19 protein-coding genes are annotated in these 17,643 nt (G+C 68.8%); 5 read left to right on the top strand and 14 right to left on the bottom strand.

From position 1 onward, the window contains the following. Positions 1-85 precede the first annotated feature (85 nt). The gene (locus ACFPN9_RS21065) at positions 86-634 is read left to right on the top strand and encodes a sigma-70 family RNA polymerase sigma factor (protein ID WP_377817550.1); all 549 of its coding nucleotides are present in this window, start codon (positions 86-88) and stop codon (positions 632-634) included. Beyond that, entirely contained in the window at positions 624-1,259 is a 636-nt protein-coding gene (locus ACFPN9_RS21060; protein ID WP_067254670.1) for an NrsF family protein, read from the top strand. The genes ACFPN9_RS21065 and ACFPN9_RS21060 overlap by 11 nt, the downstream gene beginning before the upstream one ends. A 76-nt stretch (positions 1,260-1,335) precedes the next feature. Here ACFPN9_RS21060 and ACFPN9_RS21055 read toward each other — a convergent pair whose 3' ends face one another. The 6 genes from ACFPN9_RS21055 to ACFPN9_RS21030 all read right to left on the bottom strand — a co-directional run bounded on the left by ACFPN9_RS21055 (position 1,336) and on the right by ACFPN9_RS21030 (position 6,568). Further along, positions 1,336-2,469 carry an FAD-dependent oxidoreductase gene (locus tag ACFPN9_RS21055; protein WP_067254666.1) on the bottom strand — a complete coding sequence of 378 codons (1,134 nt, stop codon included), beginning with the start codon at positions 2,467-2,469 and terminating at the stop codon, positions 1,336-1,338. Beyond that, positions 2,466-3,170, bottom strand: a complete 705-nt coding sequence (locus ACFPN9_RS21050) for a TIGR04282 family arsenosugar biosynthesis glycosyltransferase (RefSeq protein WP_067254663.1) — start codon at positions 3,168-3,170, stop codon at positions 2,466-2,468. Before ACFPN9_RS21050 ends, ACFPN9_RS21055 begins: the two co-directional genes overlap by 4 nt. A 196-nt stretch (positions 3,171-3,366) precedes the next feature. Further along, positions 3,367-3,924 carry a rhodanese-like domain-containing protein gene (locus ACFPN9_RS21045; RefSeq protein ID WP_067254659.1) on the bottom strand — a complete coding sequence of 186 codons (558 nt, stop codon included), beginning with the start codon at positions 3,922-3,924 and terminating at the stop codon, positions 3,367-3,369. Positions 3,925-3,977: 53 nt separating this feature from the next. Continuing rightward, positions 3,978-4,313, bottom strand: coding sequence for a hypothetical protein (locus tag ACFPN9_RS21040; RefSeq protein ID WP_156449789.1), 336 nt, complete (start codon positions 4,311-4,313; stop codon positions 3,978-3,980). A 34-nt stretch (positions 4,314-4,347) separates the two neighbouring features. Further along, positions 4,348-5,073, bottom strand: a complete 726-nt coding sequence (locus ACFPN9_RS21035) for a TVP38/TMEM64 family protein (protein WP_067254652.1) — start codon at positions 5,071-5,073, stop codon at positions 4,348-4,350. A 16-nt stretch (positions 5,074-5,089) separates the two neighbouring features. After that, a complete protein-coding gene (locus ACFPN9_RS21030; protein WP_066735467.1) occupies positions 5,090-6,568 on the bottom strand; it encodes a dihydrolipoyl dehydrogenase family protein in 1,479 nt (492 codons plus the stop codon). A 495-nt stretch (positions 6,569-7,063) separates the two neighbouring features. Here ACFPN9_RS21030 and ACFPN9_RS21025 point away from each other — a divergent pair, with 495 nt between their 5' ends. Next, positions 7,064-7,696, top strand: a complete 633-nt coding sequence (locus ACFPN9_RS21025; RefSeq protein ID WP_066721422.1) for a hypothetical protein — start codon at positions 7,064-7,066, stop codon at positions 7,694-7,696. A 6-nt stretch (positions 7,697-7,702) separates the two neighbouring features. Here the strand turns inward: ACFPN9_RS21025 and ACFPN9_RS21020 are convergent, their stop codons facing one another. Further along, on the bottom strand, positions 7,703-8,557 hold the full coding sequence (locus ACFPN9_RS21020; RefSeq protein WP_066721420.1) for a metallophosphoesterase family protein: 855 nt from the start codon (positions 8,555-8,557) through the stop codon (positions 7,703-7,705). 147 nt (positions 8,558-8,704) lie between these two features. Between ACFPN9_RS21020 and ACFPN9_RS21015 the strand changes: the two genes are divergently transcribed. Together ACFPN9_RS21015 and ACFPN9_RS21010 are read left to right on the top strand one after the other, a co-directional pair. Further along, positions 8,705-9,091, top strand: a complete 387-nt coding sequence (locus tag ACFPN9_RS21015) for a substrate-binding domain-containing protein (RefSeq protein ID WP_066721418.1) — start codon at positions 8,705-8,707, stop codon at positions 9,089-9,091. A gap of 123 nt (positions 9,092-9,214) precedes the next feature. Continuing rightward, a complete protein-coding gene (locus ACFPN9_RS21010) occupies positions 9,215-9,922 on the top strand; it encodes a hypothetical protein (protein ID WP_066721416.1) in 708 nt (235 codons plus the stop codon). A 116-nt stretch (positions 9,923-10,038) separates the two neighbouring features. On the opposite strand, the gene ACFPN9_RS21005 is transcribed toward ACFPN9_RS21010, so the two are convergent. The 7 genes from ACFPN9_RS21005 to ACFPN9_RS20975 all read right to left on the bottom strand — a co-directional run bounded on the left by ACFPN9_RS21005 (position 10,039) and on the right by ACFPN9_RS20975 (position 17,517). Continuing rightward, positions 10,039-10,596: a TlpA disulfide reductase family protein gene (locus ACFPN9_RS21005; protein WP_066721415.1), complete on the bottom strand. Its 558-nt coding sequence runs from the start codon at positions 10,594-10,596 to the stop codon at positions 10,039-10,041. A 23-nt stretch (positions 10,597-10,619) separates the two neighbouring features. After that, a complete protein-coding gene (locus ACFPN9_RS21000; protein WP_066721413.1) occupies positions 10,620-11,210 on the bottom strand; it encodes a peroxiredoxin-like family protein in 591 nt (196 codons plus the stop codon). 142 nt (positions 11,211-11,352) lie between these two features. Further along, positions 11,353-12,975, bottom strand: a complete 1,623-nt coding sequence (locus ACFPN9_RS20995) for an ABC transporter ATP-binding protein (RefSeq protein ID WP_066721412.1) — start codon at positions 12,973-12,975, stop codon at positions 11,353-11,355. Further along, the gene (locus tag ACFPN9_RS20990; protein ID WP_066721410.1) at positions 12,972-13,802 is read right to left on the bottom strand and encodes an ABC transporter permease; all 831 of its coding nucleotides are present in this window, start codon (positions 13,800-13,802) and stop codon (positions 12,972-12,974) included. The genes ACFPN9_RS20995 and ACFPN9_RS20990 overlap by 4 nt, the downstream gene beginning before the upstream one ends. A gap of 4 nt (positions 13,803-13,806) precedes the next feature. Further along, positions 13,807-14,784 (bottom strand): ABC transporter permease, encoded by a 978-nt coding sequence (locus ACFPN9_RS20985; RefSeq protein ID WP_066721408.1) that lies wholly within the window; start codon positions 14,782-14,784, stop codon positions 13,807-13,809. A gap of 180 nt (positions 14,785-14,964) precedes the next feature. After that, complete coding sequence (locus tag ACFPN9_RS20980; protein ID WP_066721406.1) at positions 14,965-16,572, bottom strand: ABC transporter substrate-binding protein; 1,608 nt, start codon at positions 16,570-16,572, stop codon at positions 14,965-14,967. 93 nt (positions 16,573-16,665) lie between these two features. Continuing rightward, positions 16,666-17,517: a VOC family protein gene (locus ACFPN9_RS20975; RefSeq protein ID WP_377817549.1), complete on the bottom strand. Its 852-nt coding sequence runs from the start codon at positions 17,515-17,517 to the stop codon at positions 16,666-16,668. Positions 17,518-17,643 lie beyond the last annotated feature (126 nt).

The following is a 17,643-nucleotide window of genomic DNA, read 5'->3' as shown; positions in this document are numbered from 1 at the left end:
TCGGGGATCTCTCGGTTCAGGGTTGGCGTTCACAACCCAAACCTAACCGGCAATCGCCGGTGACCACCGTCAGCTACACCACGCTATGGGACACGACCAATGGAGCCGCCTCATGCGACTGGCGCTCGATGGCGACCAGGTCGCCTACAGGATGCTGTTGCGCGCCCTGGTTCCGCATCTGCGTGGCAGGGTGCGGCAGGTTCTGATGCGCGCGGGACGTGGGCAGGCGGATGTCGAGGACATCGTTCAGGAAACGCTGCTCGCCGTCCATCTGAAGCGCGCGACCTGGGACCGGTCGATGCCGCTGACGCCCTGGCTCAACGCCGTGACGCGTCACAAGACTATCGACCTCCTGCGCCGCGTTGGCGCGCGCGGCGAGGTCGATCTCGACGACGCCGTGGAGACCCTCGCCGCGCCTGACGACGGCGGCGAGAGCCAGCTCGATGTGCAGCGCATGCTGTCGGCCCTCGACGGGCGCCAGCGTCAGATCGTGGAGCAGGTGTCGCTCGCCGGACGGAGCGCGGCGGAGGTCGGAGGTCAACTCGGCATGAGCGAGGGTGCGGTGCGGGTCGCGCTGCATCGGGCCCTGAGACAGCTGGCCCGCACCTTCAAGGGGAGAGCCGATGCGGACTGACGACATGATCGACCTGCTGGTCCAGGATCTGCCGAACCAGCCGAAGCCCGTCAGCACGATCCTGCTACGCTGGTGGCCGACGGCGGCGGCGCTCGCAGGCGTCGGCTTCCTTGGGATCATGGGCGTGCGCCCCGATCTCGTCACGGCGGGCCTGGTGCCGACGCTGGTGAAACTGATGCTCGGTGCGCTGATCGCCCTGACGGCCATCGCGGGCGCGCTCGATCTCTCCCGGCCGGAGGTCCAGGCTCCGGCGGCCTCAAAATGGCTCATCGCCGTCGTCGGGTTCCTCGGCCTCGTCGTGGCGACCGATCTGCTGCGCCACGGTCTCGACGACGGGTGGGCGAGGCTGTTCGGCAAGGGCATCGTCACCTGCCTGACGCTCGTTCCGGCCCTGGCGGCCCTGCCGCTGATCGCCTGCCTCACGATCCTCCGGCGGGGAGCCACGACCGAGCCCGTCGCCGCCGGCGCGCTGGCCGGCCTCGCCTCCGCCGGCCTCGCGATCTTCGCCTATGGCCTGTTCTGCAATGAGGACAGCCCGCTCTTCATCGCGACCTGGTACAGCCTCGCCGCCCTGATCGTTGGCCTGGCGGGGGCCGCACTGGGCCGCGCCATGCTGCGGTGGTGACGCACCGTCCTGCTGTCGCGTCTCTTTTCACGGAACCGGACATGACGGCGCGGCGGGAACGATGCTCCCGTGAGGGTCAGCGCCGAAATTCCGAAAAGCGCCGCATGAAGCGTCTGTCGATCCAGTCTTTCCAGCGCCAGACCCAGCGGCCCTCGACCGCGAACCAGCCGCCGCGACCGGCGATGGCGGACCCGTCGCCGGTCATCAGGATCGTCAGATAGTTGCGGTCCGGCCGATGCGGCGCCAGCACCTCGCCGCGTGCCCTGCGGCGCAGGTTGGCTGTGAGCGCCGCACCCTGTCGGACGGCGAACACACCGGCTTTCGGCGTCGGGTCTTCGGCCACGGTCGCGCAGTCACCGACGGCGAAGACCGCGGAATCGTCGATGCAGGTCAGGCACCGCGTTGTCTGAACGAATCCATGGCGGTCGGTAGGAAGCCCGGTCGTGGCGAGCCAGGAGGGAGCGCGCGCGGCGGTGGATACGAGCACCGCATCGGCCGTGACGAAGCGCTTGTCCTGCGCGCGCAGGCCTTGCGCATTGATCTCGACGACACGGAAGTCGTCCAGCAGTGTCACGCCATGACGGGCCAGCGCGGCTCTCGCCCGCCGGCGCACGCCGTCATTGAGCGTGGCGACGAGCCCGTTGCTCGCGGCGAGACCGATCCAGAACGGCCGGCCCTTCGGATCGAGCCCCGTCAGCCGCGCCTTCAACGCCAGCGCAAGCTCCACCCCGGCCGCGCCCCCGCCGACCAGGACGATGCGGCGCGGGCCATCGGCCCTGGCGGCCGCCTCCAGAAGCGCGTCCAGACGCGCGATGAAGCTGCTGATGGGCTTGACCGGGATGCCGTGCTCCTCGGCGCCGGCGATGCCCGAAAGATCCGGCGTGATGCCGACATTGAGCGAGAGCGTATCGTAGGGAACACTGGCACCGTCCTCCGTCGTCACCGTCCGCCGGGCGCGGTCGATCGCGGCCGCCGCGGAGCCGACCAGCGTTACGCCGCAGACCTCTGCCAGCCGACCGAGGTCGATATGCATCTCGGCATGGCTGTAGATCCCAGCGACATGGCCGGGCAGCATGCCCGAATAGGGCGTCAGCAACCGGTCGGTCACCAGCGTGATCGTCATGCCGGGTTCGGGCTGCTGCGCCAGCGCGCGGATCACCTGCACATGGGCGTGCCCCCCGCCGACGAGAACGAGCCGGTGGCCCGTCATGGCCGCGCCTCCGCCATGCCGGCCAGAGCGGCGCGGGTGAAGGCTGCCGCGGCGTCGCCGCTCGCCAGGCTGGCGCGCAGCCAGTCGAGATCGGCGGCCTCGTCGATGTCGCGCTGCGGCGGCAGCATCTGCACGGTCAAGCCGGCCGCGTCGGCGCGGCTCAGCGTCTCGCGCAGCACGCCCGACGTGCTCCATGGCATTGGTGCGAAGAGGGAGGCTGCCGCCTCCAGCGAGCGCACACCGATCAGGCAATAGCCGCCATCGACGCTCGGGATAAGCACGATCCGGCGGTCATTGCCCTCGCGAAGGCTGCGCGCGGCGGCGGCGATGGCCTCGCCCGTGATCAGCGGAACATCCGCGCCCATGATGATCGCGCCGCCCTGGCAGCGCTGCAGCAGCCGGGCGAGAACGTCCTGCATCGTCGCGCCGAGGTCGCCGGTATCGGCAAACTCCAGAGGCCATCCCGGCCCGAGGATCGCGCCGATCTCGGTTGCGGCATCGGCCGGGCGAAAGAACGCCGCACGGTCGAGCCGCTGCAGCCGGGCTGCCGCGACGGCGGCGGCAGCACAATCCTTGAGGAAGGCGCGCGCCAGGCGCGCCGCCCTGTCGGAGCCGATGGCCGCGGCCAGCCGGGTCTTGGCCGTGCCGGGCCGCGGCGGCTTGCACATCAGGCCGAACCCGATCGGCGCCTCGCTCGGCATCACGACGCCCCCTCACGCGTGGGGCCGCCGCGCGAGACGGCGCGGTAAGGCCCCGGATCGGGTAAACGCTCGCGCCAGACCACTGCGATCACCCTCGGCACCCCAATGCGGACGCCGAGCCTGGCGAGCAGCGTTGATCCGCGGCAATCCCAGGCGGATCGACCTGTCACGGAGACGTCTGGACCCGTAGCGGCCGTCAACGCGGTGTCGTCCTGGCCAGCAACTGGCCCCAGCTGGCGTCAAAGTGATGCGCCTTGCCGGGGCCATCGCCCTTCACCAAGGCGCGGCCGTCCGCCGCCCAACGGAATATGCCGCCGCGCAGATTGTAGACGCCGCCGCCGGCGTGGGGGGCGATCTGCTTCAGCGTTGCCGTCATCAACTGCGAGGAGCGCACGCCGACAGCGCAATAGAACACGACCGGCCCGTCGCCCAGCCGATCGCGGTGAAGACTGAGGATTTCGGCGGCCGAGCTGCCGGGTTCGATCCGGATCGCGCCCGGCAGGTGGCCGGCATCGAACTCCTCCTGCGTGCGCACGTCGAACAGCATGGCCTCGCCGCGCCCTAGCATGGCGGCCAGGCCCGCGGGTTCGACCTCCGGAACCGGATGACGTCGAGCCACCTCACGCTCGACATCCTCCAGCGACACGCGCGGATCCGTCGGGTCGAGCGTCCAGGGAGCCAGCCGGGGCTGTGCCGTCACGACAAGGATGGCTGCGCCCGCCGCCAGGGTCGTGGCGGCCGCCGCTGCGACCAACAGCCGTGTCCGGTTAAGGCGTGTCATCATGGAGCGGTCCGTCATCTGCGGGCTCAGCCGCGCGGCGCCGGGACGGGGCGGAGCCCGTTCAACGACCAGCCATAGTCGTCATCGGCGATCCGCCGCGATCCGGCGAGGCGCTGGGCCAGCGCCGGCTCGACATAGCGGCGGAAATGCGCGATCAGCCCGGCATCATTTCCGCCTAAATCCGCGATGAAGTCGACCCGGTTGACCCCATCGGGGCTGGCGCCGACATAGCGCCCAAGGAGCCGGTCATAGGCTGCATCGACATCTCTGGCCTGGGCCCAGGCCGGGCCCGCGAGGACCATGAGTCCGAGGCCGAGCACGGCGCGCCGGGTGAGCCTGTGAGATCGGATGTCGGCGGTCATCATGGCTCTCCTTACGGATGGACGCTGGCGGACGTTACGACCCGGTCTGGTTTTCTCGGGCCGCAAGGCGCTTCCGGATCGGGATCGCGACCAGAGACAGCGCAGCCAGCCCCACGAGGCCACCGATGATCTGCGGTGTGAGGATGGAGCCGGGCGACACTGCGCCGCCCTGATCGAGAACCGAGCCGAGCCCCGCGCCCGCCAGCGAGAATACCGCCGTCCCCGGCATGATCCCGAAGAAGGTGGTCAGCACATAGGTCGCGAGGGGTACGCCGACGAAGGCCGGCACCAGATTGACCAGGACGAACGGGAAGAGCGGCACCAGCCTCAGCACGAGCAGATAGGAGGCGGCGTTCTGGCGGATGCCCTCCGCCAGCCTCGCCGCCGGGGCACCGAAGCGGTCGAGCGCATTGTCGCCGAAGAGGGCCCTGGCGAACAGGAAGATCAGCGTCGCTCCGATCGTGGCACCGATCACGGTCAGCAGCGTGCCGAACACCGCTCCGAACAGGAACCCTCCCGACAGTGTCAGGAAGACCGCGCCGGGCATCGAGAAGGCGACAGCGGCGACATAGACGGCGACATAGGCCAGCGCAGCGGCCAGATGGTTCGCCTCGACCCAGTTCGTCAGCGTCACGCGATGGGTCCTGAGCGTGTCCAGCGAGAGATAGCTCGCAACCCCGGTCTGCCGGACGATGAGGATCAGGGCGAGCGCGGCCAGGGCGAGCCAGAGGCGCCGGTCGGTGAGAAGGCGGGCCATCATGAGCTGTCTCTCGGGATCAGCGCAGGAAACGCTGGACGAAACCGACGACGCGGCGCGTCGCGGAGCCGAAGAGCTTCGGCGTGTAGTAACTGCCGGCGGCGCGCTTCGAGATCTCCGACAGCGTCGGATAGGGCAGCACCGCGCTCGCCACAGCCCCGATCCGAAGGCGAGACGCGATCGCCAGGGCCCAGGTGCCGATCAGTTCGCCCGCGCGGGGTCCCACGATCGTGGCCCCGAGGATCCGGCCCTTGCGGCCCAGAACGACCTTGGCCAGCCCCTCGGTGGCGCGCTCCGCCTGGGCCCGGTCGTTGAGCGCGAAGGACCAGGTCAGGATCTGGACGTCATGGCCGCCCTTGCGCGCCTGCGCCTCTGTGAGACCGGCATGGGCGAGTTCGGGATCGGCATAGGTCACCCAGGGCAAGGCCGTGTAGTCGACCTTGGCGGGCAAGCCGAACAGGGCGTTCCGGATGACGATGCCGGCATGATAGCCGGCGATATGGGTGAACTGCGGGCCACCCGAAACGTCGCCGATGGCGAAGATCCGGCGGTTGCTGGTGCGAAGACGCGCGTCGACCGTGATCCCCTTCGGCGCGAAGGCGACGCCGGCCGCGTCGAGGCCGAGGTTTTCGACGTTCGGGCGCCGGCCTGCCGCGACGAGCAGGTGGCTGCCCGCGACGCACCGTCCAACGGCGCTGTCGCCATCGAGCGTGACCGTCACGACCGGGCCGTCGCGCCTGACGTCGCTGATGCCGACCTTCTCGAGCAGTGTCACGCCGTCGCGGAGGAGCGCGGCGCGGACGACCTCGACGGCCTCCGGCTCATCCCTGGCGAGGATGCCGAACGTCTCGATCACGGTCACCCGCGAACCCAGGCGACGGAAGGACTGCGCCATCTCGATGCCGATGGGTCCGCCACCGACGATGATCAGATGCTCAGGGCGCTCCCGCAGCTCGAAGACGCTCTCATTGGTAAGATAGCCGGCGTCCGAGAGGCCGGGGATCGGCGGCACGGCGGCGCGCGAGCCGGTTGCGATCACGAAGCGGCGCGCCAAGATCGTTTCCCCGCCGGCCTCGACCGTATCCCGGTCGAGGAAACGCGCCGCAGCCTTGATGACATGCACGCCGAGCCGTTCGAACCGCTCGACGCTGTCATGCGGCGCGATCGCGCCGATCACGCCATGCACATGGGCGTGAACCTCTTCGAAACGGATCTCGGGCTCGGCGGCATGGACACCGAAGCGCTGGCCGTCACGCACGGCCTGGGCGGCATGGGCCGCAGCGATCAGCGCCTTGGACGGCACGCAGCCGGTGTTGAGGCAATCGCCGCCCATCTCGCCCTTTTCGATCAGGACGACCGAAGCGCCCATCTGCACAGCGCCGGCCGCGACCGACAGCCCGCCGGAACCCGCACCGATGATGCAGAGATCGGCTTTCAGGACTCCGTCCTGCCGCAAGGGGCGCTTCGGCGGGAGCGAGGCAGGTGCAGGATCGGCCATGGGGGTCGCTTCGGGACGCAGACTTCGGGTTTGACAGCGTGTTCGCGCCGGATCCGTATGACGTTACGCGGTTCACGGCTTCGTGTCGGCCCTGTCGTGACCTCAGTCGGGTCCCGCGGACCGCGCGGCGGTTTTTCTGACGTCAGCAAGGTCGTGAACGGCATGGCCATCTTCGACGGCTAGGGCCCGACGCCCGAGCGGACCTATCGCCGGCCCGAGCGCTGGCAGGGCGGGTTCAGGCATCGCGGCACAGGCTGGGCGCTGCACGCTAAGGCGTATGCGCTCGAGGAGTTCGCCGGCTGGGCGAGCCGCTGATCTGGCGGGCTCGCCTGCTTGTTTCGCGAGGTTGACCTGAGCTTGTGCGTGCCTGATCAGAAGTCGCTGCAGCTCGAGGGCGCGCGCCCATCATCCTGCAAGCGTTGCAAAGCGACGATGTGCGACGTCGAATGTTACGGCTCCGACGGGCGTCGCGGACATCGACATGGGGCCTGGTCTATGATGCACGACACCGTGACGCTGGATGTCCGTCCGCCCGAACCGCGCGCTGAGGGCGCGCTCGTCTCCGTGATCATCCCGTTGGCCGAGCACGAGGGTGTTCCGGAAGCGCTGCTGGCGACCCTTCCCAAGACCTTCGAGATCATTCTCGCGCGCGGGGGAACGCGCGCCTCCAGCATGAACCAAGCGGCCTCCGTCGCTCGAGGGCGCCATCTCTGGTTCGTGCATGCCGACACGACGCTCGGCGAAGATGCCGTGTCGAAGCTGCTCATGGGGCTGCAGGAGCAGCACGCCGCGTTGCGCTATTTCGACCTGCGCTTTGACGGCGGCGGCCTGATGCGTCTGACCGAAGGCGGCGTCCGTTTCCGTTCACGGGTTTTCGACCTGCCCTTCGGCGATCAGGCGCTGTGCCTCCCTGCCGCGACGTTCCATGCCCTTGGCGGTTACGACGAGACCGCGGCGCATGGCGAGGACCACCAACTGGTCCGCGACGCCCGGCGCGCAGGCCTGGCGATTCAGCCTGTCGGCGCGACGGTTACGACCAGCGCCCGGAAGTATCGCGACCGGGGCTGGCTCCGGACCACCTTCCTCCACCTGAGACTCACCCTTCTGCAGAGCCTTCGGGCGTCCTGAAACCGGTCAGACCGCAGGGAGCGCCCGGGCGGGCTGGCGCGCCGGCCAGAGCGTCGACGCTTCCGTGATCGGCCGTCCCGTCTCGGCGCGTTCGCGATCGGGCAGGACGTCGAGACTGGGCCAGAGCCCGGTCGCAAGCGCTTTGCGGTAGCTTTCGGGCAGGCCGGCGCTGCGCATGGCGGCCTGTGCGCCTTCATGATCATAGGGCAGGGCCCGATGCGCGATGGCAAGCCCAGCCTCTGTCTCGCTGACGATGCTGAACCAGACACGCGGCGTGCCGTCATTGGCCGGCATCCCGATGACGCCCGGATTGTGCCAAAGTCGCCCTCCGAGCAGTTGGGTGAAGGGCAGGCCCGAATGGCCGCCGATGACGCCATCACCGCCAAGCGCGTCGAGACTGCGGCGCTTCTCGCCCTCGGGCGTGCCCGCGAAAATGAAGCTGTTGATGGAGTGGGCCGAGCCGTGGATCGCCGCGAGGCTCCGCCCGCCGATCTGCAGGTCGATGCGTCCTGGCAACGAGGCCAGCCAGCGACGCTGGTCGGGCCTGACGACACTGTCGGCGAAGGCATACCAGGCGGCCGATAATCTGGCGCAGGCGCTGTCAGGCTCGAACCCGCAGCCGCAGTCGCTCGCGCTCGCGCCCAGCTGCTCGTCGCAATTGCCTCCGACCACGGCGATGCCGCTTTCGCGGATCAGATCGATCGTCTCGACCGGATTGCCGCAATAGGCCACGAGATCGCCCGTGCAGAGCATCCTGTCCGGAGGGATGCCAAGCCGCCCGGCCTCCGCCAGCAGCGCCTGGGTGGCCTGCAGGTTGCCATAGGGGCCGCCGAAGAGCAGCCATGTCCGATCGCGCGTCATCGCATCCCTGTCCGTGACGATCCGGTATTCGCTCTGTCGTGGCGTAACGTTACGGGCCCCGCGCCCGTCATTTCTCGGTACCGGCAAAACCCGCCGCGGACGACCCTCCAGGGCCTGGTCCGGTCCGGCGCCGCACAGGGATAAGCGATGTTGAACCGCCGCTCGTTGTTTCTGGCCGGTGCGGCCGCCATCGCCCCTGTAGGCTATGACAGGCTCCCCTCGACCCACGACATCGTCCGGGCGCGGCCGGGCCTCGCGATCGGCGCAAGGCCGGAGCGGGCCACGGAGGTGCGGGCCTCCTTCGCCGATCGGGGCTCGACCTCCGGCGGGCTGATCCCGACGCGTTGTTTCCGGAGCTGCGGCATCGACCCGAAAACGGTCTTCCGATGCCGCCATGGCGCGTCGCATCCCGCCGACGTCATCGTCGCCGGCAACGCGCACGTCGAACTCGCAATCCATTTCGACGGGAACTTCAACGCCATGGCGGAGCGCGGCCTGGCCCCAAATGGCGACTCGGCGCTGGGAAGAGGCTGACATGCTGCGACACCGGGTGGCCACCTGATCATGGCGATGGCTTTGGCCATCGGCTGTGGCGGCAGCGCGCAGGCTGAGGACCTCTTGCGTCGGCCGGATGGCGAGGTCACCCGGAGCAGGGGAATGGTCGCCTATCTCGTCGATCCGACGACGCGCTATGGCCATGGCGTTCTGGGGGATGCGATCGAAGCCGGCGGGTTCGTCGTCGAGCGGGACGGACAGCGCCTGCTGTTTCGCTTGGGTCCTGACGCGGTCTTCGAGGACCGCCGCGTTCGCCTGGCGGATCTCGATGGCGACGGGCAGCCGGAAGCGATCCTGGTCAAGGCCTATCTCGATCGCGGCGCCGCCCTCGCAGTCTACCGGATCGGCCGGCACGCGATCGAGCCCCTCGCCGAGGGCCCGGCCATTGGGCAGCGCAACCGCTGGCTCAACCCGGTCGGCGTCGCGGATTTTGTCGGCTCGGGGCAGGCCATGCTCGCGGCCGTGGTCACGCCGCATCTGGCGGGTTCGCTGCGTCTCTACCGTCTGGCGGGCAGGGCGCTCGTCGAGGTTTCGCGAATCGACGGCTTCACCAATCACCGCCTGGGCGAGCGCGACCTCGATCTCGCGCAGATCGGGGACCTCGACGGGGATGGTACGCCCGAGATCGTGATCCCGTCGCTGTCACGCCAAGACCTGGCTGCGATCGGCTTCAAGGGCGGGCGCGCCGTGGTCCTCCGCAAGGCTCCGGTCACGCAGCGCGTCGCGCGGTTCCTCGTCTTGCGGGGACCGCGCGCCACGATCGAGACCGATACCGGCGAGCGCCTCGACGTGATGATCGGCAGGGACTGAGCCAGAGTTGGCCGCGCCGCTCCGCGCTTGAGGATGATGGGGCCAATCCCGCGACGGCCTCTGATTCAAGGATGATGAATGAGCGTGGGCGACAGGGGATCTCCCGCCGCCGACGCCTAGGACCGGGCGTAGAAGCGCAGCAAAGCGAGTGCCTCCGGCGCGCTCCAGTCGGCCTCTCCGGTCAGATAGCCTCCGCTGCGCCCCCTCGCGTCGATGACGTAGCTCATCGGCATGCCGTAGAGCGGGAAGGGTGTCGCGACCTTCGACTTCGGCCCGGAGGCGACCTCGCCGCCGGTGTCGATGAAGCTGGAAAACCCGTCCAGCTTGAGCCGTCGGATGTAGGCGGCGGCCGTTCCAGCGTCGCGATCCAGCGACACCGGCACGACCGTGAAGGGCTCGCTCTTCGCCTGGTTCTGGAGCCGGTGCAGGATCGGCAGTTCGCGTCGGCAGGGCGGACACCAACTCGCCCAGAAAGCGAGCAGGACAGCCTTGCCGCGATAGGTCGCGAGCGTGCGCCGTCGACCCTCGAGATCGCGCAGCGAGATGTGGCCGGCCTCCTCGCGCGGATCGAGAACGGTGAACTGGGCGTGAGGCGTGCTGAACGGCGGTGGATAGGGGTCGGCTGCTTCGGCCGGCGGCAGGCCGCCGAAGGCGCCGGCGGCCGAGCCGAGCATGAGAGTTCTGCGCGTCACCCTCATCAGAACGCCGCCAATCCGTCCTCCAGCGTCGCCACCTCGCCACGCGCCGGATAGTCTTTGGCGATGACGAAGTCGATCGCGCCGAGGATGTCAGCGAAGGATGGCCTCGCGAACGGCATGGTCTGAACGCTGGAGAAATAGAGCGTGCCGTCCGGCCGAACCAGGAAGAGCCCCGGCTCGGCAAAGAGCGCAGGCTCCTCGACGCCGATCGAGGTCGTGCCGCGGCCGGCCGACAGGAACAGGCCCCATTCGCGCGCCGCATTGAGCGAGAAGCCATAACCCACGCGCAGCCTCGGCAGGCCCCAGTCCGTTTTGGCGCGCGCGGCGCGTTCCTCGCTGTCCGTCGAGAGCGCGATGACGCGGACGCCTTTCTCGATGAAGGCGTCGAGCTTGCTTTCCAGGTCGCGCAGCTGGGTCCTGCAGATCGGGCAGTGCAGCCCGCGATAGACCACGACCAGCGAGAAATGCGCAGGGCGCTCGGCATGGAGGCTGAAGGCAGCCCCATCGGGAGCGAGCTGGAGCTCGAGGCTCGGCACGGGAGTGCGGGGCAGCACGGGCTTGATGTCGGTCACGATCGGCCTTTCGAACATCGCTATGGTCTCTTGCCATAACGACCGTTTCGCGGAGCCCGACACGTTTGTTACAGCCTCACGCGGTGGTGATCGGCAAATCTCCCGATATCGCTCATGGCCGCTCGACGGCGTCTCGCCCTGTTGCCCGACGGCAAGCCGCTCAGCCAGCGGAAGCCGATACGGGCAATCCGAAACCGCGCCCGGGGATCGCCGCGAGCAGCGCCCTCGTATAGGCGTGCTGCGGATCGCCGAAGACCTGTCCGATCGGGCCGGCCTCGACGACCTCGCCATTCTTCATCACCGCCACGAGATCGCAGACCTGGGCGGCGACGCGCAGGTCGTGGGTAATGAAGACGATCGAGAGGCCGAGGCGCTGGCGCAGATCGGCCAGCAGCTTCAGCACCTGCGCCTGGACCGAGACGTCGAGCGCGGAGACCGGCTCGTCGGCGACCAGAACGCGCGGTTCGAGAGCGAGCGCGCGCGCCAGGCCGATGCGCTGGCGCTGGCCCCCGGAGAACTCATGCGGGTAGCGGTCGGTCGCCGCCGGGTCGAGCCCGACCAGCGCGAAGAGATCCCGTGCCCGCGCCAGCGCCTCGGCGCGGGGCGTGCCATGGACGATCAGCCCCTGGGCGACGGCGTCTCCCGCCTTGCGGCGCGGGTTGAGCGAGGCGAAGGGGTCCTGGAAGACCATCTGGATATGGCGCGTCTCGGCGCGCAGTTCGGATTTCGAGAGGCTGGCGATATCGGTGCCGCCGATGCGGATGGCGCCGCTCTCGGGGTCGATCAGGCGCACCAGGCAGCGCGCCAGCGTCGACTTGCCCGAGCCGGACTCGCCGACGATGCCGAGCGTCGCGCCCTTGGGCAGGACGAGCGACACATCCTTGACCGCACGGGTGACGCGCTGGCCGCGGCCGAGAAAGCCGCCGGTGCGATAGGTCTTTGAGACGTGCTCGATGGCGAGGATCGACTCGGTCGCGAGTTCGCGCGGAGCAGGAGCCTTCAGCGGCGGGACAGCGGCAATGAGCTGCTTGGTATAGGGGTGCTGCGGGTTGCCGAGCACCACTTCCGCCGTGCCCTGCTCGACGACGCGGCCCTGGCTCATCACCGCGACGCGGTCGGCGATCTCGGCGACGACGCCGAAATCATGGGTGATGAACAGGACGGCCGTGCCCTTGCGCTTCTGCAGGTCGCGGATCAGCTCGAGGATCTGGGCCTGGGTGGTGACGTCGAGCGCCGTCGTCGGCTCGTCGGCGATCAGCACCCTGGGATCGAGCGCCAGCGCCATCGCGATCATCGCACGCTGGCGCTGCCCGCCGGAAAGCTCGTGCGGATAGGCTTTCGCCGCCGCGACGGGGTCGGGGATCCGCACCTCTTCGAGCAGGGCCTGGACCTTGTCCCGGATCTCGGCCTTGCCGAGATCGGTGTGGAGTTCGAACATCTCGCCGATCTGGTCGCCGATGGTGCGCAGCGGATTCAGCGCCGTCATCGGCTCCTGGAAGATCATGGCGATGCCGGCGCCGCGGACCTTGCGCATCTCGGGTTCGCTCAGGCCCGCGAGATCGCGGCCCTCGAACAGGATGCGCCCGCCATCGATGGCAACGCCGGGCGGCAGCAGCCGCATCACAGCATTCGCCGTCATCGACTTGCCGGAGCCGGATTCGCCGACGACGCAGAGGATCTCGTTGGCGGAGAGCGACAGCGAGACCTCGCTCATCGCATGGGGGCGGTCGGCATTCCTAGGCAGGCTGACGCTGACCGCGTCGAGGGTCAGGATCGCGCTCATCGGCCCTTCAGCCTCGGGTTCAGCGCATCGTTCAGCCCCTGTCCGACGAGCGAGACGGCCAGCACGGTGACGAGAATGGCGACGCCGGGAATGGCGGAGACATACCACTGCACCCGCAGCACGTCGCGGCCGGCGCCGATCAGATTGCCCCAGGAGGCGACATTGGGGTCCGACAGCTTGAGGAACGCCAGCGCGCTTTCGAGCAGGATCGCGATCGCCATGACGACGCTGGCATAGACGATCACCGGGGGCAGGGCGTTGGGCAGGATCTCACCGAAGATCAGCTTGACGTCGCGCAGGCCCAGCGTCCGCCCGGCCTGCACGAATTCGCGGTTGCGTAGCGACAGGAACTCGGCCCGCGTCAGCCGCGCCGAGGCCGGCCAGGAGACGATGCCGATCGCGACCGTGACCGTCGTGATGGTGGAACCGAAGACGGCGACCAGCACCAGCAGCAGGATGAAGTTCGGCAGGGTCTGGAAGGCTTCGGTCACGCGCATCAGGATGGTGTCGACCCAGTCGCCGTAGTAGCCGGCGACGGCACCGATCGTGATGCCGATCACCACCGAGATCAGCGTCGCGACGAGGCCGATCAGCAGTGAGATGCGCGCGCCGTGAAAGATCTGGGCGGCGATGTCGCGGCCGGAATTGTCGGTGCCGAGCAGGAAGCGGGGATTGGAGAACGGCCAGATCAGCGGCCGCCCCGCGAGTGCGAGGGGATCGCGCGGATAGAGCCAGTCGGCGCTGATCGCCATGGCGAGCACGAGCATCAGGAGCAGGAGGCCGATCACCGCCGGCGGGCTGCGGAAATAGAGCTTCAGGAAGGACATCGCGTCAGCTCCCCGTCGTGATGCGCGGGTCGAGCCGGGCGTAGAGCAGGTCGACGATGAAGTTGACGGTGATGACGAGCAGCGCCGAGACGAAGACAATGCCGAGCAGCGTGTTGAGATCGCGCTGGATCACCGATTCATAGGCGAGGCGGCCGAGCCCCGGCAGGGAGAAGACGCTCTCGACCACCACCGAGCCGCCGAGCATCGTGCCGGCCTGCAGGCCGATCAGCGTCACCATCGGCAGCAGCGCATTGCGCAGGACGTGCCGGACGACGACGCGGGTCTCGTCCATGCCCTTGGCGCGGGCGGTGCGGACGAAATCCAGCGTCAGAACCTCCAGCATCGAGCCGCGCATGATGCGCAGATAGATCGCCATGTAGAACAGCGCGAGCGTGAGCGTCGGCAGGACGAGATGCCTGGCGATGTCGAGCGTACGGGCGAGGCCCGTGTGGGCGACCGTGATGTCCTCGAAGCCGCCGGCCGGCAGCCATTGCAGGTAGATCGAGAAGACGACGATCGCCATCAGGCCGAACCAGAAGGTCGGCATGGCGTAGAAGACGAGGCCGAGCGTCGAGATCAGCGTGTCGGGCCAGCGGTTGACGCCGCGCGCGGCGATGACGCCGAAGATCAGGCCGAAGAAGAAGGCGAGCGAGAGAGAGGCGGTCATCAGCAGGATCGTCGCCGGCAGACGCTCGGCGATGACGGTCGCGACCGGCTTGCCGTAGATCGCCGAGAAGCCGAGATCGAGCCGCACCAGACGCCAGAGATAATTGCCGAGCTGCGCCCAGGCGGAGACGTCGAGGCCGTAATACTGGCGCAACTGCCTGGCGGTCTCGGCGTCGCCGCCGCCCATCTGCGCCATCAGCGCATCGACCGTGTCGCCCGGTGCGAATTGCAGCAGGACGAAGACCCCGATCAGGATCAGCACCAGTGTCGGGATCGAGGCGGCGAGACGCCGCCCCGCGAGGGTCAGGATGCGCATTGGTTACGCGGTTCCAAAAGCAAGGAGAGTTTGTGATTCCGGCTCGGAAACACGCCGTCATCCTGGCCGAAGTGAAGCGGAGAGCCGGGATCCATCATAGAACGCGTCGGTGCCCTCGATGGATCCCGGAGCTGCGCCGCTTCGCGGCTTGTCCAGGATGACGGTGAGGTTCGGGTGGCTTCACTCGGCCAACCACAGATCGTGCCAGGAGCTCGAGCCCCAGCGCGGTGTGTTCGAGTGGTTGCGGGCCTTGGCGCTGATCGCGGTCAGGAAGATCTGCTCGATCGGCGTCCAGATCGGCAGCTCGGTATTGGCGCGGCGGACGAACTCGCCATAGAGCGCCTTGCGCTTGGCCGGATCGACCTCGGTCGCCGCGTCGTCGATGATCTTGTCGATGGTCTCGTCGGTCCAGCCCCACTGGTTGGTCCAGGGCGCGCCCTTGGGCTGGCCCGAGCGGTACCAGACCGTGGTCGAGACGGCCGGATCGTTGCGGTACTGGTGCCAGCCCGTGGCGAGGTCGAAGGCGTGCTCGTCATAGACCTGCTTCAGGAAGCCGCCGCCATCCGTGCGCACGACCTCGACCTTGATGCCGACCTCGGCCAGCGACTGCTGGATGAAGGTGGCGAAGAGGGTGATGTCCTCGCCCCAGGGCGCCGGCAGCAGACGAAGCGAGAAGCGGGTGCCGCCGGCGCCGGCCTTGAAGCCAGCCTCGTCGAGCAGGGCCGCGGCGCGCTTCTTGTCGAAGGGGTACTGCGGGCCGTTGTCGGCGGGGTAAAAATCCGTCGAGACCGAGGGCACCGGGCCGGTGCCGCGCTTGGCGAAGTCGCCGAGGAAGTTCTCGATGAAGAAGGGGATGTCGAGCGCATGGGCGATGGCGCGGCGGACGCGGATGTCGGCCAGCTCCTTGCGGCGGAAGTTGAACTCGATCGTGTTGGTGCGGGCGTTGCCCTCATTGCCCTTGGTCGAGACGATGAAGCGTGGGTCCTTGCCGAGGCGGGCCGCGTCCGAGATCGTCAGGCCCGAGAACGGGCTGTAATGGATCTGGCCGGCTTCCATCTGGGCGGCCGCGGCGGCGCGGTCGGTGACGACGCGCCAGACGATGCGGTCCAGATGAGGTGCATTGGGACGCCAGTAGTCGGGATTGCGGTCGGCGATGACGTGCTGGCCGCGCTCATAGGTGACGAACTTGAACGGGCCGGTGCCGATCGGCGCGAGATTGGCCGGGTTCTGGCGGATGTCGCCCTTGCCCTCGTAGATGTGGCGCGGCGAGATGTAGCCGAGATCGGGCAGGGCGCGCAGCAGCAGGTTCAGCGGCATCGGCCGCTCGTAGCGGAAGACCGCGGTCAGCGGGTCGGGCGTGTCGACGGCGGTGAGGAAGAGCTGCAGCGTCGTGCCGTAGTTGAGGATCTTCTTCCACATCTCCATCGCGGTGAACTGCACGTCCGCCGAGGTGAAGGGGCGACCGTCATGCCACTTCACGCCCTCGCGCAGCTTGAAGGTGATGGTCTTGCCGTCGGGCGCGGCTTCCCAGCTCGTCGCCAGCACGCCCACGGGCTTGCCCGCCGCGTCGAGATCGACGAGCTGTTCCTGGATCTTGCCTCCGATGATGTATACGCCGGTCGAGGCCTGGAGGCTCGGGTTTAGCTGGCGCTGCTCGGCGCCGTAATGGACCGTGAAGACCCCGCCCTTGCGCGGCGTCTCCTGGGCAAAGAGCGAGCGCATCGGAAAGGCGACGCTGGAGGCGATGGCGGCGCTGGTCAGAAGCGCGGCGCGGCGGGTCATGTCCATGGGGAAGATCCTCGGTCCTGCGGTCACGTACGGGAAACGATGGGCGCGGGGGGAGCGGGCGTCAACGGGCCGGCCCCCGATCGCGCAGGCGGGTTATTGCGGGCGGAAGCTCACGATGATGCCGTTGGCGGCGCTCGCCGCCACGCTGAGCGCGCCGTCATGGGGCGTGGCGGCGGCGCCGAGGCTGGCCTCGGCGGCCGCGAGGTCGGTCGTCGCCACGACCAGTGCCACCGCGCCCTCCGGCGCGGCACCGTCGCGGACGGCCTGCGGGTAGCGCCGGGCGAGGGCGGCGGCGTCGTAGAACAGGATATCGGCCCGCCGGCCGCCGCTCGGCACCAGCCAGGCGTCGCCCTCGGCCCGGGCGGGTTCGTCGATCAGCCGGCCGAGATGGGCGGCGGACGCTGCAGGATCGGCCGCGAGCACCTCGAGCCGCAGGATGCGGCTGGCGCCATTGGCGTGGCGCTGACGCTCGGGAATCCAGACCGTTTCGCGGGTCAGATGCTGGCAGGCGAAGATGCGCAGTCCCCCCGGCTGCTCGCCGAGCGGCCAGCGAAAGACGTTGAAGCGCGCCTCGCCGGTGCCGCCGCCGGGCAGCTCGACCGGCCGGCCGAAATGGATCGGCCCCAGCGCCTCGATGCCGCGGCTCTTCAGCTCCTCGGCGCCGGCCGCCGCGTCGTCCGTGGTCAAGGCGGCGCGCTCCAGGCCTTCGCGCTTGGCGAGATAGTCGCGCGTCGGCTTGTTCTGCTCGGTCTCGGTCAGGATACCGAGCAGCTCGACATAGTCGTCGCCGAACATGATCGTGTAGTTGCCGGTGCCCAGGATCGGCGAATGCGTGCCGCGCGGCGAGACGGTGAAGCCGAGCGCCCGCCACTGCGCAGCGGCTGCGTCGAGATCACGGACGGTGACCACGACATGGTCGAGGCCGAGGATGTGCTGGAGCGACATGGGAGACCCTTGGTCGAAAGCCGACGGGGGAGAGAGTTCAGCCGAAGCGCGGCCGGGGCGCAATCGCCCGGTCGCTCCGTCCCGACAGCCCCCTGCTGCGCTGCAAACATAGCGAGACGTGGATGA

The sequence above is a fragment of the Allobosea massiliensis genome (assembly GCF_042655245.1).
GTDB lineage: Bacteria > Pseudomonadota > Alphaproteobacteria > Rhizobiales > Beijerinckiaceae > Allobosea > Allobosea massiliensis.
This window is presented reverse-complemented; position numbering and strand designations above follow the sequence as displayed.